23 protein-coding genes are annotated in these 23,609 nt (G+C 60.3%); 12 read left to right on the top strand and 11 right to left on the bottom strand.

Going from position 1 to position 23,609, the window contains the following annotated elements; all coding sequences use genetic code 11:
• Positions 1-18 precede the first annotated feature (18 nt).
• Together FPL22_RS02380 and ispH are read left to right on the top strand one after the other, a co-directional pair.
• A complete protein-coding gene (locus FPL22_RS02380) occupies positions 19-273 on the top strand; it encodes a hypothetical protein (protein ID WP_144228515.1) in 255 nt (84 codons plus the stop codon).
• The gene (gene ispH / locus FPL22_RS02375) at positions 270-2,042 is read left to right on the top strand and encodes a 4-hydroxy-3-methylbut-2-enyl diphosphate reductase (RefSeq protein ID WP_238991291.1); all 1,773 of its coding nucleotides are present in this window, start codon (positions 270-272) and stop codon (positions 2,040-2,042) included. The genes FPL22_RS02380 and ispH overlap by 4 nt, the downstream gene beginning before the upstream one ends.
• Positions 2,043-2,094: 52 nt before the next feature.
• Here the strand turns inward: ispH and FPL22_RS02370 are convergent, their stop codons facing one another.
• The 3 genes from FPL22_RS02370 to FPL22_RS02360 all read right to left on the bottom strand — a co-directional run bounded on the left by FPL22_RS02370 (position 2,095) and on the right by FPL22_RS02360 (position 4,680).
• Positions 2,095-2,718, bottom strand: a complete 624-nt coding sequence (locus FPL22_RS02370) for a hypothetical protein (RefSeq protein ID WP_162525161.1) — start codon at positions 2,716-2,718, stop codon at positions 2,095-2,097.
• Positions 2,719-2,800: 82 nt separating this feature from the next.
• Entirely contained in the window at positions 2,801-3,793 is a 993-nt protein-coding gene (locus tag FPL22_RS02365; protein WP_144228513.1) for a hypothetical protein, read from the bottom strand.
• Positions 3,790-4,680 (bottom strand): ParA family protein, encoded by an 891-nt coding sequence (locus tag FPL22_RS02360; protein WP_144228512.1) that lies wholly within the window; start codon positions 4,678-4,680, stop codon positions 3,790-3,792. Before FPL22_RS02360 ends, FPL22_RS02365 begins: the two co-directional genes overlap by 4 nt.
• A 206-nt stretch (positions 4,681-4,886) precedes the next feature.
• Between FPL22_RS02360 and FPL22_RS02355 the strand changes: the two genes are divergently transcribed.
• From FPL22_RS02355 to FPL22_RS02345, 3 genes are read left to right on the top strand one after another with little or no spacing between them, the layout of a single operon-like run.
• On the top strand, positions 4,887-5,279 hold the full coding sequence (locus FPL22_RS02355) for a response regulator (RefSeq protein ID WP_203235100.1): 393 nt from the start codon (positions 4,887-4,889) through the stop codon (positions 5,277-5,279).
• Positions 5,280-5,323: 44 nt separating this feature from the next.
• Positions 5,324-5,803 (top strand): GreA/GreB family elongation factor, encoded by a 480-nt coding sequence (locus FPL22_RS02350; protein ID WP_144228510.1) that lies wholly within the window; start codon positions 5,324-5,326, stop codon positions 5,801-5,803.
• A 58-nt stretch (positions 5,804-5,861) separates the two neighbouring features.
• Positions 5,862-6,539 (top strand): hypothetical protein, encoded by a 678-nt coding sequence (locus tag FPL22_RS02345; RefSeq protein ID WP_144228509.1) that lies wholly within the window; start codon positions 5,862-5,864, stop codon positions 6,537-6,539.
• Positions 6,540-6,550: 11 nt separating this feature from the next.
• On the opposite strand, the gene glgA is transcribed toward FPL22_RS02345, so the two are convergent.
• Positions 6,551-7,993 (bottom strand): glycogen synthase GlgA, encoded by a 1,443-nt coding sequence (glgA, locus tag FPL22_RS02340; protein WP_144228508.1) that lies wholly within the window; start codon positions 7,991-7,993, stop codon positions 6,551-6,553.
• 82 nt (positions 7,994-8,075) lie between these two features.
• Here glgA and FPL22_RS02335 point away from each other — a divergent pair, with 82 nt between their 5' ends.
• Together FPL22_RS02335 and FPL22_RS02330 are read left to right on the top strand one after the other, a co-directional pair.
• Entirely contained in the window at positions 8,076-10,568 is a 2,493-nt protein-coding gene (locus tag FPL22_RS02335; RefSeq protein WP_144228507.1) for a ribonuclease R family protein, read from the top strand.
• Between the two features lie 97 nt (positions 10,569-10,665).
• Complete coding sequence (locus FPL22_RS02330; RefSeq protein ID WP_144228506.1) at positions 10,666-11,199, top strand: DUF5069 domain-containing protein; 534 nt, start codon at positions 10,666-10,668, stop codon at positions 11,197-11,199.
• 108 nt (positions 11,200-11,307) lie between these two features.
• Here FPL22_RS02330 and gcvH read toward each other — a convergent pair whose 3' ends face one another.
• The 3 genes from gcvH to FPL22_RS02315 form a co-directional block, all read right to left on the bottom strand.
• Positions 11,308-11,691 carry a glycine cleavage system protein GcvH gene (gene gcvH / locus FPL22_RS02325; RefSeq protein WP_144228505.1) on the bottom strand — a complete coding sequence of 128 codons (384 nt, stop codon included), beginning with the start codon at positions 11,689-11,691 and terminating at the stop codon, positions 11,308-11,310.
• Complete coding sequence (gene gcvT, locus FPL22_RS02320) at positions 11,688-12,794, bottom strand: glycine cleavage system aminomethyltransferase GcvT (protein ID WP_144228504.1); 1,107 nt, start codon at positions 12,792-12,794, stop codon at positions 11,688-11,690. Before gcvT ends, gcvH begins: the two co-directional genes overlap by 4 nt.
• 123 nt (positions 12,795-12,917) lie before the next feature.
• On the bottom strand, positions 12,918-13,424 hold the full coding sequence (locus FPL22_RS02315) for a PEGA domain-containing protein (RefSeq protein WP_144228503.1): 507 nt from the start codon (positions 13,422-13,424) through the stop codon (positions 12,918-12,920).
• A gap of 201 nt (positions 13,425-13,625) precedes the next feature.
• On the opposite strand from FPL22_RS02315, the gene lgt reads away from it, so the two are divergent.
• Entirely contained in the window at positions 13,626-14,471 is an 846-nt protein-coding gene (gene lgt, locus FPL22_RS02310; RefSeq protein ID WP_144228502.1) for a prolipoprotein diacylglyceryl transferase, read from the top strand.
• Here the strand turns inward: lgt and FPL22_RS02305 are convergent.
• Together FPL22_RS02305 and pxpB are read right to left on the bottom strand one after the other, a co-directional pair.
• Positions 14,468-15,217, bottom strand: coding sequence for a 5-oxoprolinase subunit PxpA (locus tag FPL22_RS02305; RefSeq protein WP_162525263.1), 750 nt, complete (start codon positions 15,215-15,217; stop codon positions 14,468-14,470). The genes lgt and FPL22_RS02305 overlap by 4 nt on opposite strands.
• 7 nt (positions 15,218-15,224) lie before the next feature.
• Complete coding sequence (gene pxpB / locus FPL22_RS02300) at positions 15,225-16,895, bottom strand: 5-oxoprolinase subunit PxpB (protein WP_144228501.1); 1,671 nt, start codon at positions 16,893-16,895, stop codon at positions 15,225-15,227.
• Positions 16,896-17,056: 161 nt separating this feature from the next.
• Between pxpB and FPL22_RS02295 the strand changes: the two genes are divergently transcribed.
• The 4 genes from FPL22_RS02295 to argA all read left to right on the top strand — a co-directional run bounded on the left by FPL22_RS02295 (position 17,057) and on the right by argA (position 22,159).
• Entirely contained in the window at positions 17,057-17,734 is a 678-nt protein-coding gene (locus FPL22_RS02295; RefSeq protein ID WP_144228500.1) for a hypothetical protein, read from the top strand.
• Positions 17,735-17,737: 3 nt separating this feature from the next.
• The gene (locus FPL22_RS02290) at positions 17,738-18,892 is read left to right on the top strand and encodes a cytochrome c biogenesis ResB family protein (protein WP_144228499.1); all 1,155 of its coding nucleotides are present in this window, start codon (positions 17,738-17,740) and stop codon (positions 18,890-18,892) included.
• Positions 18,893-18,897: 5 nt separating this feature from the next.
• Positions 18,898-20,742: a cytochrome c biogenesis protein gene (locus FPL22_RS02285; RefSeq protein ID WP_144228498.1), complete on the top strand. Its 1,845-nt coding sequence runs from the start codon at positions 18,898-18,900 to the stop codon at positions 20,740-20,742.
• 88 nt (positions 20,743-20,830) lie between these two features.
• Positions 20,831-22,159 (top strand): amino-acid N-acetyltransferase, encoded by a 1,329-nt coding sequence (gene argA / locus FPL22_RS02280; RefSeq protein ID WP_144228497.1) that lies wholly within the window; start codon positions 20,831-20,833, stop codon positions 22,157-22,159.
• A 49-nt stretch (positions 22,160-22,208) separates the two neighbouring features.
• Here the strand turns inward: argA and FPL22_RS02275 are convergent, their stop codons facing one another.
• Both FPL22_RS02275 and FPL22_RS02270 read right to left on the bottom strand, forming a co-directional pair.
• Entirely contained in the window at positions 22,209-22,673 is a 465-nt protein-coding gene (locus FPL22_RS02275; protein WP_144228496.1) for a RidA family protein, read from the bottom strand.
• Positions 22,674-22,726: 53 nt separating this feature from the next.
• Positions 22,727-23,593 (bottom strand): amidohydrolase family protein, encoded by an 867-nt coding sequence (locus tag FPL22_RS02270; RefSeq protein WP_144228495.1) that lies wholly within the window; start codon positions 23,591-23,593, stop codon positions 22,727-22,729.
• Positions 23,594-23,609 lie beyond the last annotated feature (16 nt).

Here is a 23,609-nt window from a genome sequence, read left to right as displayed (position 1 = left end):
CTTTATACGAGACCACTCATGAACCTCCGTCCCATCATCGACGAAATCGCCAGCCAGGCGGATGACTTTCTCGACGGCGTCACCAGCCGTGAACAAGCCCGCGCCGGCATTGCCGAGCTTCTCACCATGGATTACTCCGGCCTCGTGGCTGCCGATCGCAAGATCGTGAGCGATGCCGTCATGGCCACGCTGGAGGACGAGAGCTTTTTCAACGGCGGTTTTGCCGGCCACTCCTTCGACGACGACAGTGAATCGACCGACGACGAATCGTGATTTCACCGTCCAGTTCCAAAGCCTGCGTCATCCTCGCGTTCAACGCGTCGAATCAACTCCTCGTGCGCAAGCATGAGGGTGCAGGCTTCGACCTCGCTTTCACCGGCCCCGACACATCGAAAGCCTTGGCTCAACTGGACGCCGTTTTCCCCGCGCACACCGGGCTGGCTGAATATTTTCACGCGGAGATCAACCAGACGCGCCATCGCGTCGTCTTCACGCAGATTAGCGGTCGGCCCTCCGATCCGTCGCTCCAGTTTCAATCAATAGAGCAACTGGAGGCCCACACTGCGACACTCGGCGCCGGACTTAGAACCGTGCTCGCAGCCATTGATCCCTACCTGATCCACATTCCCTATCTGCAACTCGGGGAAAACGATTTCATCTACAAATTCCGCCCCGAGAAAGATCGCAACCTCGCGCTCTACTCACAGGACGCGGACACCAGTGCGCTTTATCAGTCGGCGCTTTGCTCCGCGATCAAGGCCATCGCCCGCCGGCGCGAAGGCGTCGCTACCGCGCCCATCCCTCTCGATTTCGGCGCGGTGCGTTACCTTATCCCGAGTCATTTCGGATTCTGCCTCGGCGTGAAAAACGCCATCGATCGTGCCTACGAAACACTTGCCGCCAACCCCGGCCGTCGCGTGTTCATGCTCTCCGAGCTGATCCACAATCCGTTCGTCAACGAGGACCTGCTCCGCCGCGGCTTGCGTTATCTTCAGTCGGAAAAAGGCGTGCCCTTTGCGGTCAACGGGCAGAAAGCTACCGCCGCCCCGTTCCTCCCGCTGCTCTGGGACACGCTCACCTCGGACGATGTCGTGATCATCCCCGCCTTTGGCGCGACCGACGAAGACAAAAAACGCCTCGTCCGCAAAGGCATCGCCGTCTGCCAATACGACGCGACCTGCATGCTCGTTGAAAAGGTCTGGAAAGCCGCCCGCACCTACGGTCGTGAAGGCTACACCGTCGTCATCCACGGCAAGCACGAGCACGAGGAGACCAAGGCCACGTTCTCCAACACCCGCCGTTACGCGCCCGCCGTCATCGTGCGCAATCTCGCCGAAACCCAACTGCTCGGCGAAGTCATCACCCAATCGCTTACCGATCCAGCCGGTGCCCAAACCCGTTTTGAAAGCGTCTTCGCCGACCGACACACTCCCGGCTTCGCTGTGGCCCGCGATCTAGCCCGTGTCGCGGTCGTCAACCAAACGACGCTGCTCATGAACGAGACGCGCGAGATCATTGCTCACCTTCGCGAGCTCTACGCGAACATCTTCGGCCCCGACGTCGCCGGCGAACCCGCACGCGTCGGCGGCAGCGGCCGCAACGACACGCTCTGCTACGCCACGCAGGTCAACCAGGATGCCCTCGCACGCGCGCTGGAAGAGCCGCTTGATGCCGCGTTCATCATCGGAGGAAAAAACTCCTCCAACACGTATCAGCTCTATCGCCTCTGTGCGCAAAAGCTGGGCGACAAGGCGTTCTTTATTCAGAGCGAAACCAACATCCGTTCCCTAAGTGAAGTGGAACACTACGTCTTCCCGGCCGCCGGCCCCGCCCATGGCGGTCACGTGGAAGTGAATTCGCTTTGGCCCGAGGCATCGTCCGGCCAGGGCCCTCGCCATATCTTGATCACGGGCGGCGCGTCGTGTCCCGACGGCGTTATCCAGCAGGTAATCACCCGCATCAACAGCCTGTTTCCTGCGTCGGAAATTCGCTCCATCGCCGACGTCCAGGCCGGTATCGAAGCCTTTGCCATCAAGGCGTGAACCGATCCGTCGGACGGTGCGGGCTCACAGCACCAACATGGGGCCGTCCTCTTTATTCGGTAAATTCGTCGAAGGTCTTTTTAACCGCAGGCGGCGCATCGGCTCCGACTGGCGCGGCATTCAATGCACGGAACTGCGACTCTTCCTCGCGCTGCTCCAGCTCCATTTCTTTTTCCTGCTGTTCCTGCACTTTTTCGAAAAGCCGGCGTTCACTGTCTTCGATAAATTTTTCGCGTTCACGCAGCGCTTCGCGATGTTCGCGCAGAGACGCCTCCTGCCGGTCGAGCTCGCCCTTCAGGTTGAGTAGCGCCGCGTGTTCCGCCACGGAAAGCGGTGCACGCACCACCGGCAGTTTACGCGCGGCGGCCAACAACGCCTCGCGGTGTTGTAGCAACGCATTCGTCTCCGCCTGATCACGCTCGCGATCAGCGAGGCGCAGTTCCTTTTCGGCCACCTCGCGTTCACGCTCTGCCAGTTTCGCTTCCAGTTGGTGCAACGAGCGCGCCAGTTCTTCATTCTGCGCATCGACCACGGGACATGGCGGCTCCATCTCCTCGGCCGCACGGATCAACGCCAGCACCTGGGCAATTTGCCGGCGGGCTTCCGCAGCGGGAGAATCTTTCACTTCATTCGGCAAACGCTGCACTCGATTGGACGGTGAGCGACGCGGCAACACGAGGGACGGTCCCGCTGGCGAGTAGATCGGGCTTCCCGGGGGGCGAACGAATGTTGAAAACGATGCCGTGGTAGCCATGATTTTATTTCCTCCAAAGACGCGTTAACCGTGCGAAAAATCCGGTCGCCTTGGGCTTCGCGGCCACCGGTGTGATGAACTCGGTCACCACGGCCTCAAGCGAGGGTTCGCCCAGCACGGTGGTCAACCTACGCGGACTCGTGCCCGAAGCGATTTGTGCCTGGAGGTCGGCGTAATCCTCGGGGCAGAAACCGCGCAGCGCCGCCGCTTGCACCTGCAGATCGTGTTTGGCCTTGGCCAGTTGCTCGTCGGAAATCCCGCGGGCCAGCTCTTCAGCGGCGGCGGATATCTCTTGTTTCAAACTACGGGCCAGCGCCGCCTGAATCGCCACCGGCTGCGACTCGACGCACTGGGCGAGGCCTTCGATGTAGTGCAGACCTTTCGATCCGGGACGGAACGGCAGGTAACGCGCCAGCGTGCGTTCATCGATATTGGAAAGCGCGTTGAGCAGTGAGCGGAAGTCGCCGCCCACCACCACCGTGCCGGCCATGCGCTGCGCCGTGAGGGCGAACCCGCCGATCGTGGTGATGTTTTCCAAACGGCAGAACAACAGCGTCTCGGCCGAGAGGGCCGTCAGCGTCACCGGGAAATCCAAGGGGATTTTCAACTTCGAGAGATTCTTCACCAAGGGATTTTCATCGACGGTGGCGGACTCCGACTGCGTCACCATGTCGCCGAACGGTTCATCGAACGCCAGGGTCTCCTTGAGGATTTCGATCAATTGGTCCGCGATGCGCGGGGGCTGCCCCTGCAGCGCAAGGCGTTCGCGCATGTCGTCAAACGACAGGTCGATGTAGGTGGCTGGCGTCTCGTCGAGGCCGGCGAGCGGCCAGGCGGCGCCTTCAAGGTTTTGCGCGAGGCTGGTGAGTGACGTGTCCACCAGGATGGATGAGCCGAAGGCCACGCGGACCTCGTCCCAATCTTTCGAAGTGTAGCGTGTGGTTGCGAAGGGTGATTGGGTTCGGCGCATCGTCGTGGTGGGGATAGTCGTGTTCATGGTTCATGCCTTTCAATTTCTGCCGCGAGCTGGCGGTAGTCTTGGACAACGTTGTCGCGAGTGGCTTCGGCGCTTTCCTGTCCGATGAGGTTGACGGGCAACCCCAACGTGACGGCGCGGCGCACCACCATCGCATCGCGTATCTGGGTATCAAAAATTTTGGCGTCCGATGAGGCGCGCTTGGCGGCCTTGAATTGGTTCAGCCGGAGCTGCATTCGCATTTTCGGCACCTCGATATCCACGCCGGTCTTGATCGAGTTAAAAATGATTCCGCGGATCTGCGTCGGCGTGCCCATCGCGGTGGTGCGGAAGCCGGCGGAGAGCTGCTGAAAACGTCCCAGTTTTTCCACCAACAGCGTGAATCCGATCAGGCTCAGGGCATCGGGATTCGACGGAACGTAGATTTCGTTGGAGCTGAAAACGCTGCACTGCGAGGCGCGCAGCAGATTGGGCGGGCAGTCAAAGAGCACGTAATCGTAATTCTTCGCCACTTCGGCCAACTGCTCCTGAAAAAGCAAATAAGCAGGCCGGCGCGGGTCGCCCGTGAACTCGTTTTCGAGATCAACGAGGTTGAACGTGGTCGGCAGCAGATCGAGCCCCGGCAGCGCGGGTTTTCCGCCCTTGTCCTGAACCACGTCGCGCACGATCAGGTCTTCCAGTTGAACGCCGCCCGGCTCGAAGAACGAATAGACCGAGCCATGCCCGTCGGCATTGAGCTTGTTCCAGCGCTCGAGGCGCATGAGCCAGATGCTGGCATTTGACTGCGTGTCAAAATCGCAGAGCAAGACGCGACGTCCGTTCGCTGCCAGACAGGCTGCGGTGTTTACGATCAAGGAGGTTTTTCCGACGCCGCCCTTGTAATTAAGAAAGCTGATTTTTCTGGCCATCTAGGTGTATTGAAAATGCCGTTACACTAGCTATTTCTCACCATGATGATCCGGCCACCCGCCGCGAGAACGGATCGCCCTAACCTCTTGTTTTAACGGTTTTTTCGCAGGACTACGGAGGTGCACGGGTGCGGCTGAACATGTTTTTTACCGCATCGTCACCTTTACGTCACCGCACCGACACGCATATCGTTCATATTAAGGAGGTGCGACCCTTGATTCTCAGTGTGGATGATGAGCAGGACGTGACCGACCTTGTGCAGTTTCACCTCACACGGGCCGGTTGCGAAGTCATGACCGCGGCCAACGGACACGACGCGCTCGCTACGGTGGCCCGCCGGAAGCCCGATCTCATCCTGCTGGATCTGATGTTACCCGACATCGATGGCTTTGGCATCTGTGAAATCCTTCGTCGTGACGCCGCCACGGCCGCCATTCCCATCGTGATCCTCACCGCCTGGGCCACGACGGATGCGCGCAGCCTCGGACTGGAACTGGGGGCACTCGACTATCTCACCAAGCCCTTCAGCCCGCGCGAACTCACCGAGCGCGTGCAAAAACTTCTCAATTTGCGCAAAGAATCCGCGGCGCACGCCTGAGAGTTTCGCTGGCGTCATTCGTGGTGAACTCTACGTTGGTCCGGATGCAGAAGTCAGCCGTCCGCGACGCCATCGTCGCCCAGCTCCAACGAGAACTCGATCTCCAGGCCCGTGCGGCCCACGAATCGCGCGAAGAGGCCACCAGCACCGAAAACAAGCAGGAGGGTAAATTCGACATGCGCGGGCAGGAAGCTGCCTATCTCGCCGAAGGCCAGGCCCGCCTCGCCGCCGAGATCGCCGAGTCCATCGTGCTCTATCGCACCTTGGAATTGCCGGATTTTTCCAGCGGCCGTCCCGCCGCCTTGGGCGCAGTGATCACACTCGAAACGAAGGGTCGGCAGACGACTTACTTTCTCGGCCCTCGCAACGGCGGCATGGAGATCAACGAAGCGGGCGAATCCTGCCTCGTCGTCACGCCGTCTTCCCCGCTGGGACGCCAGTTGCTCGGGCGTGTCACCGGAGATTCCGTGCAACTTCCGGGGCGAACCGGTGCGGTTTCCCATAAGGTCGTGGCCTTGGCCTGACCGGCGAACCCGCAGAGTAGGATTGCATCCACCCGCCGCGTCGCGTTTTTCAGTCGGGATGCGCCTGTTTGCCTGCCTCTTTCTACTCGCCCTCGGTTGCCCGCTGATTGCTGCACCGACCCCGCCCGAACTCGCTGAAGCCCTCAAAGGGTTTCATGCGGAAGGAACGAAGGGCTGGGCCTTCACCCAAACCACCATCGCCGGTGATCGCGGACGTGTGGAGCGCTATGACCCCTTGGGTAAAAACTTTCGCCTGTGGACGCTCGTGCAACAGGACGGACGCGCTCCGACCACCGAGGAAACGCAAAAATACCTCGAGCTCAAATCCCGCCGTTCCTCCAACGAAACCGCGCCCAACGTCAAAGACCAGATTGCACCCGGCACCTGTGAAGTCCTGAGCGAAACCGCCGAACGCGGTGAATACCGTTTCCAGCTCAAGCCGGGCGACGATGACGATCACTCCGCCGTATTCATGCGCGCCACGTTCACACTGCACCGCCCCACGGGCACCATTGAAAAAGTAGAACTAGCCAGCACCGGCCCGTTCTCGCCGGTCTTCATGGTCAAGGTCCAGGAAGCGCGCACAGTAATGACCTACTCTCTTCCCGACGGCGACACGCCCACTTTCCTCAAGCTGGTCACGGTGCGAATCCGCGGCCGCGCGATGTGGTTTCGATCGCTGGATCAGGAAATGACCGTGACCTATTCAGATCACGTTTACGCAGGGAAAAAGTAAACGGCCCGCCCTCAGATCGCATCGCCGTAAAGGTCCTCGTAGGCCTGCGCCGTCTTATCCCAACCGAAATCTGAGTGCATGCCGCGAGCCTGCACCACGGCCATCGACGTCTTGTCCGCAAACAACGTCAGCGCCCGGTCCAAACCGGCCTTCACGCCTTCTTCACTGGGATGAAACAGCACGCCAGTGCCTGCGTGCGGATTATGATCAAGGTCAATGACCGTGTCGGCCAGCCCGCCCACCCGCGTCACCAGCGGAATCGTTCCATAGGCTTGCGAATACATCTGGTTTAATCCGCACGGTTCAAAGCGCGATGGCATGAGGAAAAAGTCGCTGCCCGCCTCGATGAGATGACTCATGCCTTCATCGAGTCGCGCCGAGAGCGACACACGACTGGGAATCGCCGCCACCAGCTCGCGCAAGCCAGCCTCGAGTTCTTTGTCTCCCGAGCCCAGCACGATGAACCGCACGTCGTTCTTTTTGAAAAATTCTGCGTTGGCCAACACGAGATCGACGCCTTTCTGCTCGGTAAGCCGGCAGACCATGCCAAAAACCGGACCGGCGAACTTCGGGTCAAATCCGCTGCGCTTGAGCAAGTCCGCGCGACAGCCCGCCTTGCCTGTCAGGTTATCCACCGTGTAGTTAGCCGGAATCAAGGTGTCCGTCGCCGGGTTCCAGACGTCGGTATCGATGCCATTGATCAGGCCGACGATGTCATCCGCCCGCGTCATCACCACGCCGTCGAGTCCACAGCCAAACTCCGCCGTCTGGATTTCCCGCGCATAACGCGGACTCACCGTCGTGACGCGATCGGAGAACAGAATGCCCGACTTCATCATGCTCATCTGCCCATAGAACTCCACGCCATCGATGCCCATGAGTTCGTCCGGCAGATTGGTCCGGTAAAACGAACGCATCGGGAACACGCCTTGAAACGCGATGTTATGAATCGTGAACACCGTCTTCATCGCGAGCGTGATGCCGTAACGTTGCTCCGTGTGCCGCAGCAACAGCGGCAGCAATCCGCATTGCCAGTCGTGGCCGTGAATCACATCGGCCCGCAGCTCCATGAAACGCATGGCCTCGACCACGCCTTTGCAAAAAAAGATGAACCGGTGGTGGTTGTCTTCGTAGTCGCGCTCCGGCGTGCCGTAGGGATTGCGACGGTCGAAGAACTCCTCGCGACACACCAAATGCAGCGTGAGATTCGGAGCCGGGGAAAAAGACCGCACTTCGCCGGTCATGAAGGTGTCGCCCATCTCGATGCGCAGGCCCAATGTGCGTTGCGCACCGGCCGCGAGCGGATGATCCACGGCTGCACGGTAGCCCGGCAAAAAAACCGAGACCTCGTGCCCCCGCTCGGCCAAGGTTCCCGCCAAAGCACTCACTGCATCCGCCAGCCCCCCTGTTTTCACATAGGGGAACAATTCGCTGGCGACTTGAACGATTTTCATCGCCGCACCCTAACCCGTGGCGTTGCCTTATTTCCACTGCAAAACTCGGACAGGCCGAGGTTTTGACGGCACCTGAAACGATATGAAATTCCGTGAACCGCTCCTGGAACTCCTTCGTCAGCCCGGCTATCGCCCCGCCACGATTCTTGATCTCTCCCGCGCGCTTGGCCTCAATAAAAAGCTGCGCCCTCAACTCGCCCACGAAATTCGCACGCTGCTCTCGAAAGGCGAATTCACCCTCGTAAACGGTGATCGCATCGCCCTTCCGGGCGGTCGTGCTTCATCATCCGTCGGCAAGCGCGAGGTTTTCCATCCACGCTCCGGCGCTGGCTCCGGCTCCACCCCAAAAGCCGAAGCGCCCTCGGGTGACGCCCACCTCGGAAAAATCAACTTCCGCGCCGGTGGTTCCGCCTACGTTGTCCTAGCCAAATCAGGCACCGGCCCCGCACCCGACTCCATTCAGATTTTTCCTGATGACACCGGCGTCGCTTTTCACGGCGATACCGTTGAAATTTATATCAACCCCGGCATTCGCCAGCGTCGTGACGGACGCGGCACCGAACAAACCGGCCGTGTCCTCCGTGTCATCGAGCGAGCGCGCGGCACCATCGTCGGGAATCTTCAGAAAATCCGTAACAGCTACTACGTGAAGCCCGATGACCCTCGGATGTTTCACGAGGTGGTCGTCGGCGATCCCGCATTAACCAAAATCGAGCCCACTCCGGCTATCGGCGACAAGGTCGTCGTGCGTCTCGCCGACTGGACCAAACGCAGTCAGCTCATCCAGGGAGAAATCATCGAGCGCCTCGGCAAGACCTTCGAACCCCGCGCTGAACTCGCCGGCATTTATCACAAATACAACCTCGACCCCACTTTCTCCGCTGCCGTCGAGCGCGAGGTCGCTTCTCTTCCCAACACGGTTCAACCCGCCGAGCTCACCGGCCGCCTGGATTACCGCGAGATCCCCACGTTCACCATAGATCCCGATGACGCCAAGGACTTCGACGACGCCTTGTCGCTCGAGTATCTGGATAACGGAGACATTCGCGTCGGCATCCACATCGCCGATGTATCCGCCTACGTGAAATCGGGCACCGCGCTCGACAAAGAAGCCCAGCGTCGCGGCAACTCGACCTATCTCGTCGGCACGGTCATCCCAATGTTGCCCGAAAAACTGTCCAACGGTCTCTGCTCGCTCGTCGAAGCCCAGGATCGTCTGACCAAGGCCGTGTTCCTCGTGTTCGATGCCAAGGGCCGCCCCAAAGCACACACGTTTGCCAACACCGTTATCCGCAGCCGCAAACGCCTCACCTACAAACAGGCCTACGCGCTCCTCTTCGAAGACAGTTTCGAAAAAATCCGCGCCCTTCCGTTGCCGGCCAAGCACCAGACCGGCTCCACGGGCCGCGCGCTTTCTTCACTCGATGACGCCGAGCTCGCCGACCTCCAAAAATGGGTGCGCCAGCTATGGTCGCTCGCCAGCAAGCTCCGGCAGGACCGCATGGCCAACGGCTCCCTCGACCTCGACATGCCCGAGACCAAGGTCTTCGTCGACGCCGAGGGCTACGCCGACCGCCTCGAAAAAATCGAACACGACGAAAGTCACCAGCTCATCGAAGAGTTCATGCTCGCGGCCAACGAAACCGTGGCTCGCATGACCAAGACGCAAAAGCTCGCGTCGATCTATCGCGTCCACGACGAGCCCGACGTCGAAAAGCTCAACGAGCTGCGTGAGTTTCTCGGCGCGCAGGACATCCGCACCGGCGACCTCTCCAAGCGCGAAGAAATCGTTAAGCTCCTTCACGTGCTCTCCACGCATCCGCAGGGCTACACGTTGCGCACTCAACTTCTACGCAGCCTTAAAAAAGCCGCCTACCGCGGCTCGCCCGACGGACACTACGGCCTCGCGAAAAACGATTACACGCACTTTACCTCGCCGATCCGTCGCTACTCCGACTTGGTTGTCCACCGCGTTTTCGATCACTACCTGATCAAGCACGAAGGTCAAAAGGCTCCCGCCAATTACAACTACGGTTACAGCGCCGCCAAGATGGACACGCTCGGCGAACACCTGAGCCAGACCGAAATCAACTCCACGGAGGCCGAGCGCGAGAGCGTCAAAATCAAGCTGCTGGAGTTCTTCGAGCGCGAACTCGCCAAGGAAAAGAAATCCACCTTCGCCGCCGTCATCACCGACGTGCGCCCCAACGGTCTTTTCGTCGAGCTCACCGAATCGATGACGTTCGGTTTCATCCCGATGTCCGTGCTGTCCGACGATGTTTACACGATCAACAACGCCGGCGATGCCTTGATCGGACGTCGCACGAAGAACACCTACCAACTGGCAGCGCACCTCGATGTTGCGGTTGAGAAAGTGGATCGCTTCAAGCGCTTGATCGATTTCCGCCCCGCAGGTTCCGGCGGAAGCGCTCCGGTTTCAGCCCTTCCGATGGACAAACCGTCACCGCATCCTTCGGTGCCGATCCCGAAGAAAAAAACTTTCAGCTCGGGCAAGGCATCCAAACCTTCCAAGCCGTCCAAGGCTAAAAAGCCTAAAAACTCCAGGAAGCGCTGAAGCGGTTCGCCTGACGCACTGCCGGCGTCTGATTTTTCTCAGCGGTCGCTTTGCGTCTTAGCGCCCCTGCGTTAAACTCACTCCACTTTTCCATCTCATGACCCACTACACTTTCGCCAAAACCTTTCGCGCACTTTATGACAAGGCCGTAAGCCTCTACGCCTCCGGCCAACGCGGCGCCGATACTTATTTCACCGCCGATGAAAATGCCTGGCTCGCCAGCAACGGCATCACCGCGCAGCACATCTACGACTACGCCGAGGACCAGACCAACTACGAAGGCGAACCCGGCTACGACATCGCTCTCGGCATCGAATACGTGCGCCGTGATTACTTCCTCAACGTCCAACATGGCCAGCCTACAGGCGTGATCGCCGATCCCGACACCTGGCCGGCCAAAAACGCCACCGCCGAAGGTATCGAATGGCTCCCTCGCATCATTCCCAAGGCCCGCGCCAAACTCCGCGGCGAACTCCGTTCCTCCACGATGTATGCCTGCGGAGGTGACCGTAAATTTTTCATGGCGAATGACATTCACCCGGCCGAATTCCTGAACCTCGTCTGGCGTTTCGATGGCAACGACGCAGCCATCATCGACTGGGCCGTCCGTCGCAGCAGCGGAGTCTTTTAAAATAAAGGACGCCCAAGCCAGTCCGTTCATTAAACCTGAACCCGCCTGGACATAAAAAAGCCCGGATCGAATCGATCCGGGCTTTTTTGTGCGGGATTAACCAGCTGATCAGGCGATCGCTTTTTCGTAGGCCGCTGCATCGAGCAGTCCGTTGACGGAATCCGGTGCCGTGAGCTTCAGTTTGAGAATCCAGCCCGCGCCGTAGGCGTCCTGATTGACGGTCTCGGGAGCGGAATCGAGCGCCGTGTTGACCTCGATCACTTCACCGGCGACCGGCAGATAAAGATCGGAGGCGGCTTTCACCGACTCGACGACGCCGAAGACCTGGCCGGCGGCGAAAACGGTGCCCACTTTGGGGAGCTGCACGTAGGTGATGTCGCCCAGACTGTTCTGCGCGTAGTCGGTGATTCCGACCGTGGCCGTGCCATCAGAGGCAGGCTTTAACCATTCGTGGGACTTGGCGTAACGGAGATCGGCGGGGACGTTGCTCATGATGAAGGTTTTTTTAGTTCTACGAAGGGAGGTTTGACCAGCTGCAAGTTGATCAGGGTGCCGCGTATATCCACGGAGAGCGGACCGGCCGATGCCGCGGTGGTGACCAGCGCGGAGCCGATGGCTTCGTTAAGCACCGGCGAAAGCGTGCCCGAAAGCACCTTGCCGACCACCATGCCATCCACACCAAGCACCGGAGTATCCGCGCGAACGATACGACGGTCGCCGGTCTTGAAAAACACGACTTTGTTGGCCGCACCGTTGGTCTTCTCGGCAAGCAGCGCATCACGGCCGATAAAGCCGGCTTCCTTGGCGAGTTTCACCGTCCAGCCCAGACCCGCTGTGAGCGGAGAAATGTCTGCGGTGATTTCGTGGCCGTAGAGCGGATAACCGGCCTCCAGACGCAAGCTGTCGCGCGCGCCCAGTCCGGTCAGTTCGAGCCCGTGGGCGGCACCCGCCTTGACAATGGCCTCGGCCAAAGAGACGGCATCACCGGCCGGATGATAGAGCTCAAAGCCATCCTCGCCCGTGTAACCGGTGCGGCTGATCAGGCATTGAATACCGGCGACCGTTCCCTCGGCAAAATGGTAGTAACCGATGCGGTCGAGCTTCGCACCTGTGAGCGATTGCACGATGGCCACTGCCGTCGGGCCCTGAACGGCGAGCAGTGCGTAATCATCGGAACGATCCGTGATCTGCACATCAAAGCCCTTGGCCTGCTCAAGAATCCAGGCGATATCCTTGTCGATATTGCCGGCGTTGATGCAGAGAAAATAATCCTCGGGAGCGCGCATGTAGACGAGGAGGTCGTCCACCACACCACCGTTGGGATAACACATGGGTGAATAAAGCACGCGGCCGGGAAACAGTTTCGCCACGTCATTCGTGACGAGGTTGTTCAAGAAACGCAGTGCCTCGGGCCCCTTAACGTCGACCTCGCCCATGTGACTCACATCGAACAAGCCGGCGGTCCGGCGCACGGCTTTATGCTCCTCAAGAATCGAGCGGTATTGAACCGGCATTTCCCAACCGGCAAAGTCTACCAGGCGGGCCCCGTGGGCTGCATGGAAATCCCGCAAAGGCGTGCGTTTAAGTTCACTCATTCAGATGAAAACTAGGCCCGTCGGCCGCAGCGTGGGCAAGTCCCATCGTCGTCCTCCGCACACAATTAGCCCGGGTATCGCACTTCGGAGAAGCGCAACTACCCGGGCCGGATTTTAAAGGACTCAGTTCGTGTAGAACTTCACGATCTCGGAGACGATATACTTATGGTCAGCCGGAGTGATCTCCTTGGCGGCGAGCATGGCATCGGCCTGCAGCACGCGATAGGTCATCTCTTGGAAACGGTCGCCACCGGCATCAACCGCAGGCATCACGGGCTTGAGATTCACGTTGAGCTCGCTCGGAGAAAGATCGGTCATCGCACCGAGGTCATAATCGACGCCCCAGCGGAAAGTGTTTTTCTCGAATTCATTCGCAACCGGAAGAATGACGGCGGCCGAGTTTTCGTAACCGGCTTTGCGAAGGTCGATCGAATACGCAGAGTTGCGGTTAAGGTCGATTTTGAACGGGGTCTTGCCGACCTCGATACCGTTGATCAGACCAGTGGCGCCTTCGGGGCTCGTGCGAACCACGACCGTCTGCGAGCGGCCTTTGCTCATCACGGCGCAACCAGAGGAAAATGCTAGAACACAACCAGCCAGCAAGGCCGGCACTGCAAATCGGAATTTCATGAGGGTAAGATTCAAGGGGAATGAACTGATGTGAGTATTTTTTTACAGTCTCTAACGGTCAAGGGCAATAACCGGAAATCTCGCTTTCACTTTTAATTCGTAAATCGCGCCAGCCAACTACACTCGATTGCGTCAGATCATAACATAAGCGGCCAAAGACACAGATGTGGCCGTATCGTTCCCGCACCTCCATCGCACGCCATGTTCCTCGCCTATTGGGTCCACAACCTCAGCCCCTTTGTTATCCAGTTTAGTGATACATTCGGTATTCGCTATTACGGGCTCGCCTACCTGCTGGGTTTCGTCGGCGGTGCAGGTTTATTGCATGTCTATGCGAAGGCCGGACGCTCCAGGCTGCCTTCGGTTCAGATTTCTGATTTCATCATCGCAATCGTCGTGGGCGTAATGGTCGGCGGCCGCCTCGGCTCGTTTCTACTTTACGAGGGCTGGCGCACACTGGGCGAAGATCCGTTTGCGATCTTTCGCGTATGGGAAGGCGGCATGGCGAGCCATGGCGGTTTTATCGGTGTCGCGCTGGCCATGGCTTGGTTTGCTCGCAATCGCAAACTGCCCTTCCTCCACCTGTCCGACTTGATCGTGTCCGTGGCGCCACTCGGTCTCATGCTCGGGCGCATCGCCAACTTCATCAATGGCGAGTTGTGGGGCAAGGTGACCAACGTGGCCTGGGCGGTCATTTTTCCGTCCAGCGCACCCGAGGGCGCTCCTGTGGCGCTGATCCCGCCTCGCCACCCATCGCAGCTTTATGAGGCCGCGTTAGAAGGCGCGTTGTTGCTGGCCTTCGTGCAATGGCGTTTCTGGCGCACCGATGTCGTCCGGCGCCAACCCGGCCGCCTCGCCGGTGAATTTCTCATCGCCTACGCCGTTGTTCGCATGTTCGGAGAACTGTTCCGCGAACCCGACGAAGGCATCGCCCTGATCATGGGACTGAGCCGCGGAACCTTTTATTCGATTTTCCTGATCGGCGTCGGACTGGTTTTAATTCTGCGCAAGCCGCACGCGGCACCTCCGGTCAAGCCCCAGGCTTAACCCACGCACGCAGAGCGCACATCGATGCCCTTGCCCAGCAGGGCGTCGCGCAGTGCGCAGGCGAACTCCACCGCGTGTTCTCCATCTCCGTGCAGACACACCGTATCGGCGACGATGGCCACATCGGTTCCATCAGTCGCCCTCACGCGACTTTCTCGAACCATGCGCAGCACTTGATGAATCGACACGTCTGTCCGGGTGACCAACGCATCCGGCCGGTTGCGCGGCGTGAGTGAACCATCCGCCTGATAAGTCCGGTCCGCAAACACCTCGGCCACGACTCGCAGCCCCCTCGCCCGCCCCGCAATCAACAACTCACCGCCGGCCAATCCATAGAGCCACAAACGGTCATCGATGTCCGCCACCGCCTCGGCAATCGCCGCCGCCACGGATGCGTCGCGGGCCGCCAAATTATAAAGCGCACCATGCGGTTTCACATGGGTCACCCGCGCGCCTTCCGATTTCGCAACGGTGCGCAACGACTCCACTTGTTCACGCACCAACGCGACGATTTCGCCGGGAGTTAACCTCAGCTCACGCCGTCCAAACTGCTCGCGATCCGCAAAGCCCGGATGCGCACCGACGGCCACGCCGTGACGCAGGGCGAGGCGCACTGTTGTCCGCATCGTGCCCTCATCGCCCGCATGTCCGGCGCACGCAATGTTCGCCGAGGTAATCAGCGGCATCAGCGCCTCATCGTTGCCCGCGCCCTCGCCCAGGTCGCAGTTCAAATCAATCGCCGCGATCATGTCCTCAGCCACGCTTCAACTTGCTGCGCACACCTGCACCCAGCAGCGCCAGGGCGTGCTCTTGCGCGAGGTAGAGCGCCTGCGCCTCATCGATGCTTATCTCATGAAATCGCACGAGGTCACCCGTGCGAGCCTGAGCAAGACGCGGCAAATCCACCGCGATCACGTGTCCGATTTTTGGATACCCGCCGATGGTCTGACGGTCGGCCATCAGCACGATGGGCTTTCCGTCAGGCGGCACTTGCACCGATCCAAAACCGACGCCTTCGGAGGTCAGTTCGCGCGCGTCTTCAAGCCGGAGCGCCGAACCTTCCAGTCGTATGCCCATACGATCCGACTGCGCCGTGACTTTAAAGGTCTTCGAGAGAAAACTGCGGCGGCTCGCGGCGGCAAACCAGTCCCATTGCGGGCCGCGCATAAAACGCACCACCACATCCGCCCCCGTCGCCGCGTTGAATTCGGCGGACGCACTCCAGCTGCCCGTTGTCTCAAACACGACGGCCTTCGCTCCGATCCGGTCGCCCGCTTGCAACGCGCGACCATTCCAGCCGCCCACACCGGCGCGCAACAGCGTGCCCGCGCCACCGAGCACGTTGGCGATTTCCAAGCCACCCGCGACCGCGACATAGGCGCGCGCTCCACACGTGAGCTCGGCTAGCGACACCACCTGCCCCGCCTTGACCTGATACGGACGCCAGCCCGGCACATCGCGAACAGCCGAACCGGTCACGGCTATCCAAGTGTCGCGTAAAAACTTCAACACTGGACCGGTCAACGTCACTTCCAACAGCGGTTCGTTTTCATCGTTGCCGAGCAGCAGATTCGCCACGCGCGCAGCCTGACGATCCATCGGTCCGCCCACCGGTATGCCGTGATGCTGGCGACCGTTGCGGCCCATATCTTGAACCGTCGTCAATACACCCGTCTTGATCACTTCGAACACGCCGGACGATTTGGTGACTTTGGCGGCGGCCAACACAACCGGACGCTCCTCCAATTGAGCAGCCTGTTTTTCGGTGATCGGGACAAACTTCACCGTGTCGCCCGCTTCGAGCAGAGTGGGCGCGGCTTCGCTTTCGGGACGGAAAAGCCGGAGCGGCGTGCGGCCGATCAGCGCCCACCCGCCCGGAGTCGCCGAGGGGTAAACACCCGTTTGCGAACCACCGATGCCCACACTGCCGGCCGGCACCAGAGTGCGCGGAGTCGCCCGCCGTGGCGTGGAAAGCCTCGGCGCCATGCCGAGCAAATACGGAAAACCCGGCGAAAACCCCACCGCCGCCACGCGGTAAACGGCCTTGCTGTGCACGCGGATCACTTCGGCTTCCACCAGCTTAGTATGCGCGGCCACGACGGCGAGGTCCGGACCTTGTTCGCCGCCGTAGCACACCGGCACGGTCACTTCGGCTGGTTTACGACGGACTGCCGCCGGTGCCGCCGGCACGGTTTTGATCCACGCGCTCACGCGCTCCACCGGAGTGCCTTCGCCCGGCGCGACCCGTGCCGGATCGTAATGAACCGTGACCGTTGTGAAGGCCGGCACGATATCGGTGACACCCGCCAACGTCGCAGCATTAAGTGCGCGCGCCAGTTTGGTCACGGCATCCAATGCAGCGGTGGTTGTCTTGGCTTTGAGCACCACCAAAACGGCACAATCCCCGAGCGGAATCAATTGCATGGCTATCACTGTGCGTATCATTGCGCCAAGCTCAAGACTCGCGACACACGACATGCCAACTCATGTCACGTGACGTCACTGCTAATGCCATCGCGTCTACGTCTGATAGTTGGCCGGATAGGGTTGCAGTTTTCACTCAAATATTGGCAATATCGCCGCTCATGCCGTCCCGACGCCTACTTCTTTTACCGGCTCTCGCCGCGTTGCTCGCCGCCTCCGGCTGCCGCGACGCCAAAATCGCAACCTACCGCGTTCCCCGCGAAACCCCGCCGCCTGCCGCCGCCAACGCCCAATCGGCTGATCCGCATGCCGGCCTTGGCATTCCTCCGGTCAACGCTGCGTCATCGCCCGCGCCCGCCATGCCCACCGACATGGCTTCGACCGCAGTCCCCACCGCTTCCGGCGGCGATCTCAGCTGGACCACCCCCGCCAATTGGCAATCACGCGCGGCCTCCGCGATGCGCAAGGCCACGTTCATCATCCCCGGTGAGTCCGCCGGCGAACAGGCCGAGCTGGCCGTGACTGCATTCCCCGGCGACGTCGGTGGCAATCTCGCCAACGTCAACCGCTGGCGTCAGCAGCTCCAGCTCGCACCCATCTCGGCGTCCGAACTCGATTCCGCTCTCACTCATTTGCACGCCGGCGATCTGCATATCGATGTCGCCGAGCTCCTCGGCCCCGTGCCCGCGGACGGCAAACCCCGCCAACGCGTTCTCGGTGCCATCGTGCCGTTCAATGGAGCCACCTGGTTCTTCAAGCTCACCGGTCCCGATGCTCTCGTCAGTCGTGAGAAGTCCGCTTATCTCGCCTTCGTTCAAACCATCCGTCCTTCCCGTTGAGCCATGCGTGATACCTGGAATTCCTTTGTTAAGTTCTTCATCTCGCTCCGCGTCACTGTGGTGCTGCTCGCGCTGTCGATCATCCTGATCTTCGCCGCCACGCTCGACCAGGTGAACCTCGGCATCTGGGCCGTGCAGGAAAAATACTTCCGCACGTTCTTTGTGCTCTGGGACGTGAAGGGCTTTCCCCTTCCCGTGTTCCCCGGCGGCTACTTTATCGGCGGGCTGTTGCTCATCAACCTCGTCGCCTCCCACGTCTACCGCTTCAAGCTCACGTGGAAAAAATCCGGCATTCTGCTCACCCACGCCGGACTGATCATTCTTCTTGTTGGTGAACTCCTCACTGGTCTGTGGCAGGAGGAGTTTCAACTCCGTCTCGATCAGGGGCAGACGCGCAATTACTCCGAGAGTTATCGCTTCAACGAACTCGCCGTGGTCGACGCCACCGATCCGAACTGGGATCAAGTCGTCGCTATTCCCGAGGAACGCCTGCAACAGCGCGACGAGATCCAGCATGAACGACTGCCGTTCCGCATCGTCACACGCGCCTATTACCCGAACGCCGCCGTGCAGATGCGCGAAGAGCTGGGCAACGCCTCGGCTCCCCCGCCCGCCACCCGCGACATCGGGGCCCGTCTCGCGATCATTCCGATTCCGCTCACTTATAAACAGAATGAGCGCAATCTCCCCGCCGCCGTCATCGAGTTGCTCGGACCGTCCAACGTCTCGCTCGGCACTTGGGTCGTCTCGACCATGCTCGTGCAGCCGCAGACATTCGACTACGCGGGCCGCACCTGGCGCCTCGCGATGCGTTTCGAACGCGCTTACAAGCCCTACTCGCTCACGCTGCTGAAATTCTCCCACGACCGTTACGTCGGCACGGAGATTCCCAAGAATTTCGCCAGCAAAGTTCGTCTCCACTCTCAGGACGGCAGCACGGACCGCGAAGTGTTGATCTACATGAACAACCCGCTGCGCTTCGACGGCCTTACGTTCTATCAAGCCGGTTTCGACAACAATGACACGACCACCGTCCTTCAGGTCGTGCGCAACCCGAGTTGGATCCTTCCCTACATCGCCTGCGCGATGATGGGCATCGGCCTCCTGATCCAGTTCGGCATCCACCTTTTCGCCTTCATTAACAAGCGCCGCGCCTGATCGCCATGAAACGCTTCCTTCCTCTCGCCATCCTCATCCTCGGCGCGCTTTACCTGGCTAGCCCGCTTTTCCGCAAACCGAAGTCCGACTTCAATCTCGACGGGTTCGGCCGCATCCCCGTCGTCGCCAACGGTCGCACCAAGCCCCTCGATAGCGTCGCGCGCAACACGCTCCTGCTCCTTCAGGGACGCCAGCGCATCGTCACGCCCGAAAACGTCTCGCTCACGCCCACGCAATGGTTGCTCGATGTGTTTTTTCGTCCCGAACTTGCGGACACCTACCAACACTTCGAAATCGTTCATCCCGGCGTGCTCGACGTCTTCGGCCTCGGCATCGAGGACGGTGCCGGCAAAAAGCGTTTCTCCTACCGCCAGCTCATCGCGAAGCTGGAAGAGCTGGATCGTCAGGCCAGTCTTGCCGAGTCCGTCGAATCCCCGGCCCGCACGTCTTATCAGCGCGCCGTGGTGAATCTGCGCAACCACGTCATCCTGTATCAGCAACTCAAGCACAGCCTCGTGATGCCCGACGGCTCCGACTTCCTGAACGACCTGCTTCGCCTGCAGGATAATCTTGCCGCCGGCGTCGAAGCCGTGCGCAACAAGGAGTCGGGCAAGGACGCGAACGCCGAGCTCGCTGGCTTCACCATGAACATGGGCTCGAAGTTTCTGCGCATGGAACAGATCGGCATCCTCCTCGCCATCCCGCCCGCCGCCGGCGCCACGGATGCGACCTGGCAGAAGGCCGGACAATCGCTCCTCGCGACCTTCCAAAACGGTTCCGTCAACGTGAACGCGCTCACCTTCGCCGGACTCCAGCACACCTGGAAGAACCAGCAGCCCGAGCAGTTCAACACGTTGCTCGCCAAACAGCGCACCGAGTCCGAACGCGCACTTACCGCCGTTCTCAAAAAAACCGACGCTGAAACGCTCTTCAACAAGGCCGAGCCTTTCTACACGAGCATGTCGCTCTACGTGCTGGCTTTTCTGCTCGCCGTTTTCTCCTGGCTCAAATGGCCCGCGCCCCTGCAACGCGCCGCCTATTACCTCGTGTTGCTCGCGTGGGTCGCCACGACCGTCGGCATTCTTATGCGCATGTGGCTCGAAGGCCGCCCGCCGGTCACCAACCTCTACTCTTCAGCCCTCTTCGTCGGCTGGGGTTCGGTCGGCCTGTGCCTCACCCTCGAAAAAATCTTCAAGAACGGCATCGGCAGTGTCGCCGCCGGTCTCACCGGGTTTTGCACTTTGTTGATCGCCCACCATCTGTCGCTCAGCGGCGACACCTTGGAAATGATGCGTGCCGTGCTCGACTCCAACTTCTGGTTGGCGACCCACGTCGTCGTGATCACGATCGGCTATTCGGCCACGTTCCTCGCCGGCTTCCTCGCAATTATTTACGTGTTCCGCGGCGTGTTCACCCGTTCGCTCGATAAAGCCACGGCCGATTCTCTCAGCCGCATGGTTTACGGCATTATCTGTTTCGCCACGCTCTTCAGCCTCATCGGCACGATTCTCGGCGGTATCTGGGCCGATCAATCCTGGGGACGCTTCTGGGGCTGGGATCCCAAGGAAAACGGAGCGCTCATCATCGTCATCTGGAACGCCATCATCCTCCACGCCCGCTGGGGCGGACTCGCCCGCACGCGCGGGATCATGGCTTTGGCGATTTTTGGCAACATCGTCACGAGCTGGAGCTGGTTCGGCACCAACATGCTCGGTGTCGGCCTCCACAGCTACGGTTTCATGGACCAGGCCTTCGTTGCTTTGGTAATCTTCGTGGCCACCCAGCTCATCTTGATCGGCCTCGCCTACCTCCCGCCCGAAAAATGGCGGAGCGCACCGACGCTCAAGTAATCCGCGCAAACGGACGTCGTGGCGTCGGCCTTGCCACGACTATTGACGCGCCCGCCTGCTTGTCCGATGAACGTTGCTTAATCCAAAGATGAGCAACGGCCCCGCTACGCCCGCCACCCCGGTCTCCACCGCACTGATCAAACCCACGGATCTCCGTGGCATCCTGAAATACGTCCCGCGTTTTCAAGGCCAGATCTTCGTGCTCGCGATCGACGGCTCCATCGTGGCCGACGAAAACTTCGGCAACCTGCTCGTCGATATCGCCGTTCTCCGCTCGCTCGGCATCAAGGTCGTGCTCGTCCATGGCATCGGCCAGCAGATCATCGAGCTCTCCGAGTCGCGGAAAATCGCCATCAGCAATGCCGACGGCACCGGCGTAACCGATGCGGCCACGCTCGACCTCGCCATTCGCGCCTCTTCACGGGTTTCCCATCTCATTCTCGAGGGCCTCACGCAAAACACGCTCAAGTGCGCGATCACCAACTCCGTGCGCGCCTTGCCCACCGGCATCCTCAAGGGCGTTGACCAGCAGTTCACCGGCAAGGTCGATCGCATCGACAAGGAGTTCATCTCCCACCTCATCAACGCCGACATCATTCCGATCATCCAGCCCGTCGGCTACGGCCCGGACGGACGTTCGCTGCGCATCAACTCCGACCTGCTCGCCGCCGAGGTCGCCGAGGCCCTTAACGCTTCCAAGGTCATCTACCTCACCCCGCAGGCCGGCCTTGAGATCAACGGCGAAATCAAGCGCGACATCTCCGTCGATACCCTGCGCGCCCTCCTCAAAGATCATCCCGAGCAGTTCAACGAACTCTCGCTCAGCAAAGCCGCCCACGCCATCCGCGCCATTGAGACCGGCGTGCCGCGCGTGCACATCGTCGACGGACGCACCTTCGACGGCCTGATCAACGAAATCTTCTCCAGTGAGGGCGTCGGATCGCTCATCTACGCGAACGACTACCAGCAGATCCGCAAGGCCACCAAGCGCGACGTGCGGTTCCTCTACAACCTCACGCGCCACGCAGTGAAGCGCGAGGAACTGCTCCACCGCACCCAGCAGGCCATCGAGAAAAACATCGACCAGTTCTACGTCTTCGAAATCGACGAGAACATCATCGCCTGCGTCACGTTGTATTTCTACCCCGACAAACCGCAGCTCGCGGAAATCGGTTCGCTCTACGTGCTGCCCTTCTACCACAACCGCGGCGTCGGCCGTAAAATGGTCGATTTCGCCTGCATGCGCGCAAAGGAAAAGGGCGTCGCTCAAATCGTCGCCCTCTCCACGCAGAGCTACTCGTTCTTCACTTCCGTGCTCGGCTTCGAGGAAACCGAAAAGTCCGCCCTGCCCGAGGCTCGTCTCAAGGCCTACGAGGAAAGCGGACGCAATCCCAAGGTGCTGATCAAACAGCTCTGAAAACGAAAAAAGCCCCGGCTTCAACAGCCGGGGCTTTTTCACGCCTTCTTCAGGCCTTCAGCTCAACGACGATCTGCACTTCGACCGTGGAGTTTTTGGGCAGTCCCGCGACTGCCACCGCGGCGCGAGCATGTTTGCCCGCATCGCCAAACACCGCGACGAGTAGATCGCTCGCACCATTGATCACTGCCGGGCTGTCCGCGAAACCGCTCACCGCATTCACGAAGCCGTTAACCATCACCACGCGCGAAACCTGGTCCAGCGAACCGACCGCGGCCTTGATGTTGGCGAGGGTGTTTAACGTGCACACGCGCGCCGACTCGTAGGCCGTCTGCACGGTCTGCTCGTTGCCGACCTGGCCTTCGTGGGTCATCTTGCCGTCCTGGATCGAGATGGTGCCCGCGCAATAAAGCAGGTTACCCGTGCGCACCGTGGGCACATAGTTGCCGGCCGCGGCGGCAGTGGCGGGAAGTTTTAATCCGAGCGGAGCGAGGTTGGCTTCAAAATTCGACATAAGACCGGTGGTTCAAACCCGAAACACGACCGGAGGCAAGACAGGCCCGCGTCTTACCCGAGGCTCAACAACCGCGCGGCATTCGCACCCAAAACATCGACCGGCATCCGTGCCTGCGCTTCGTCCAATAAACCGGGGAATGTCTGTTTTCCCGGCTCCTTGGGATACAGCTCCAGCGGATAATCCGTGCCCCACAAAATCCGCTCCGCACGACACGCGCCCAAGCCCTCCGCCCAGATCGACGCATCATAAAGCAGCGGCGTGGCCGCCGTATCGACCCATACATTTTCAGGAAGCAATCCACCTTCCCGCCAAAGCCGGCCACCCCAGTGCGCCAAAATGAATTTAACCTGCGGAAATTGCGCCGCCAGCTGGTAAAAATCAACGAGCGGCGTTTCGACCCGTCCCGGATATTTTCCGATCAACGGATCGGTGACATGCAAATTCACCGGCAGTTCGAGATCGCCCGCCAGTGTCAGCACCGCAAGCCAACAGGGATCGTCGACCGACACACCTTGCGAGTGCGGCGACAGTTCCCCCAAGCCGATCAGCCCATTGTCCCGCGCGCGTCGAACTTCATCCAGCGCCGCCACACCCGCCCCCGCATGCACCGTCGCGAATGCCGAGAAACGGTCCGGATGCGCCCGCACGCATTCTTCATAAAATCGATTCTGCCGCACGCAGCTGTCGTGAGTTTCCCAATACCAGCCGAGCAACACTGCGCCCTCCACGCCGGCCACATCCATCTCCTCCAATAAATCATCGACGGACGGAAACCCCTGCACGGGTTTTCCGGTGGATTTTCTCACCCGCGCGCACATCACCGCCCAGTGGGATTCGCCATGCGCAGCCGCCCAGCCCGCCGGATCGCGGTTTACCTCCGGCGGATACAAATGCACGTGCGCATCAATGACGGCCATGCGTTAAAAATCACGC

The organism is Rariglobus hedericola, from assembly GCF_007559335.1.
Lineage (GTDB): Bacteria > Verrucomicrobiota > Verrucomicrobiia > Opitutales > Opitutaceae > Rariglobus > Rariglobus hedericola.
This window is presented reverse-complemented; position numbering and strand designations above follow the sequence as displayed.

Coding starts and splice junctions, on each gene's coding strand:
- FPL22_RS02380 (WP_144228515.1), top strand. CDS start 19: ATGAACCTCCGTCCCATCATCGACGAAATCGCCAGCCAGGCGGATGAC.
- FPL22_RS02365 (WP_144228513.1), bottom strand. CDS start 3,793: ATGAACACGACTATCCCCACCACGACGATGCGCCGAACCCAATCACCC.
- FPL22_RS02360 (WP_144228512.1), bottom strand. CDS start 4,680: ATGGCCAGAAAAATCAGCTTTCTTAATTACAAGGGCGGCGTCGGAAAA.
- FPL22_RS02350 (WP_144228510.1), top strand. CDS start 5,324: ATGCAGAAGTCAGCCGTCCGCGACGCCATCGTCGCCCAGCTCCAACGA.
- FPL22_RS02345 (WP_144228509.1), top strand. CDS start 5,862: ATGCGCCTGTTTGCCTGCCTCTTTCTACTCGCCCTCGGTTGCCCGCTG.
- glgA (WP_144228508.1), bottom strand. CDS start 7,993: ATGAAAATCGTTCAAGTCGCCAGCGAATTGTTCCCCTATGTGAAAACA.
- FPL22_RS02335 (WP_144228507.1), top strand. CDS start 8,076: ATGAAATTCCGTGAACCGCTCCTGGAACTCCTTCGTCAGCCCGGCTAT.
- FPL22_RS02330 (WP_144228506.1), top strand. CDS start 10,666: ATGACCCACTACACTTTCGCCAAAACCTTTCGCGCACTTTATGACAAG.
- gcvH (WP_144228505.1), bottom strand. CDS start 11,691: ATGAGCAACGTCCCCGCCGATCTCCGTTACGCCAAGTCCCACGAATGG.
- gcvT (WP_144228504.1), bottom strand. CDS start 12,794: ATGAGTGAACTTAAACGCACGCCTTTGCGGGATTTCCATGCAGCCCAC.
- FPL22_RS02315 (WP_144228503.1), bottom strand. CDS start 13,424: ATGAAATTCCGATTTGCAGTGCCGGCCTTGCTGGCTGGTTGTGTTCTA.
- lgt (WP_144228502.1), top strand. CDS start 13,626: ATGTTCCTCGCCTATTGGGTCCACAACCTCAGCCCCTTTGTTATCCAG.
- pxpB (WP_144228501.1), bottom strand. CDS start 16,895: ATGCAATTGATTCCGCTCGGGGATTGTGCCGTTTTGGTGGTGCTCAAA.
- FPL22_RS02295 (WP_144228500.1), top strand. CDS start 17,057: ATGCCGTCCCGACGCCTACTTCTTTTACCGGCTCTCGCCGCGTTGCTC.
- FPL22_RS02290 (WP_144228499.1), top strand. CDS start 17,738: ATGCGTGATACCTGGAATTCCTTTGTTAAGTTCTTCATCTCGCTCCGC.
- FPL22_RS02285 (WP_144228498.1), top strand. CDS start 18,898: ATGAAACGCTTCCTTCCTCTCGCCATCCTCATCCTCGGCGCGCTTTAC.
- argA (WP_144228497.1), top strand. CDS start 20,831: ATGAGCAACGGCCCCGCTACGCCCGCCACCCCGGTCTCCACCGCACTG.
- FPL22_RS02275 (WP_144228496.1), bottom strand. CDS start 22,673: ATGTCGAATTTTGAAGCCAACCTCGCTCCGCTCGGATTAAAACTTCCC.
- FPL22_RS02270 (WP_144228495.1), bottom strand. CDS start 23,593: ATGGCCGTCATTGATGCGCACGTGCATTTGTATCCGCCGGAGGTAAAC.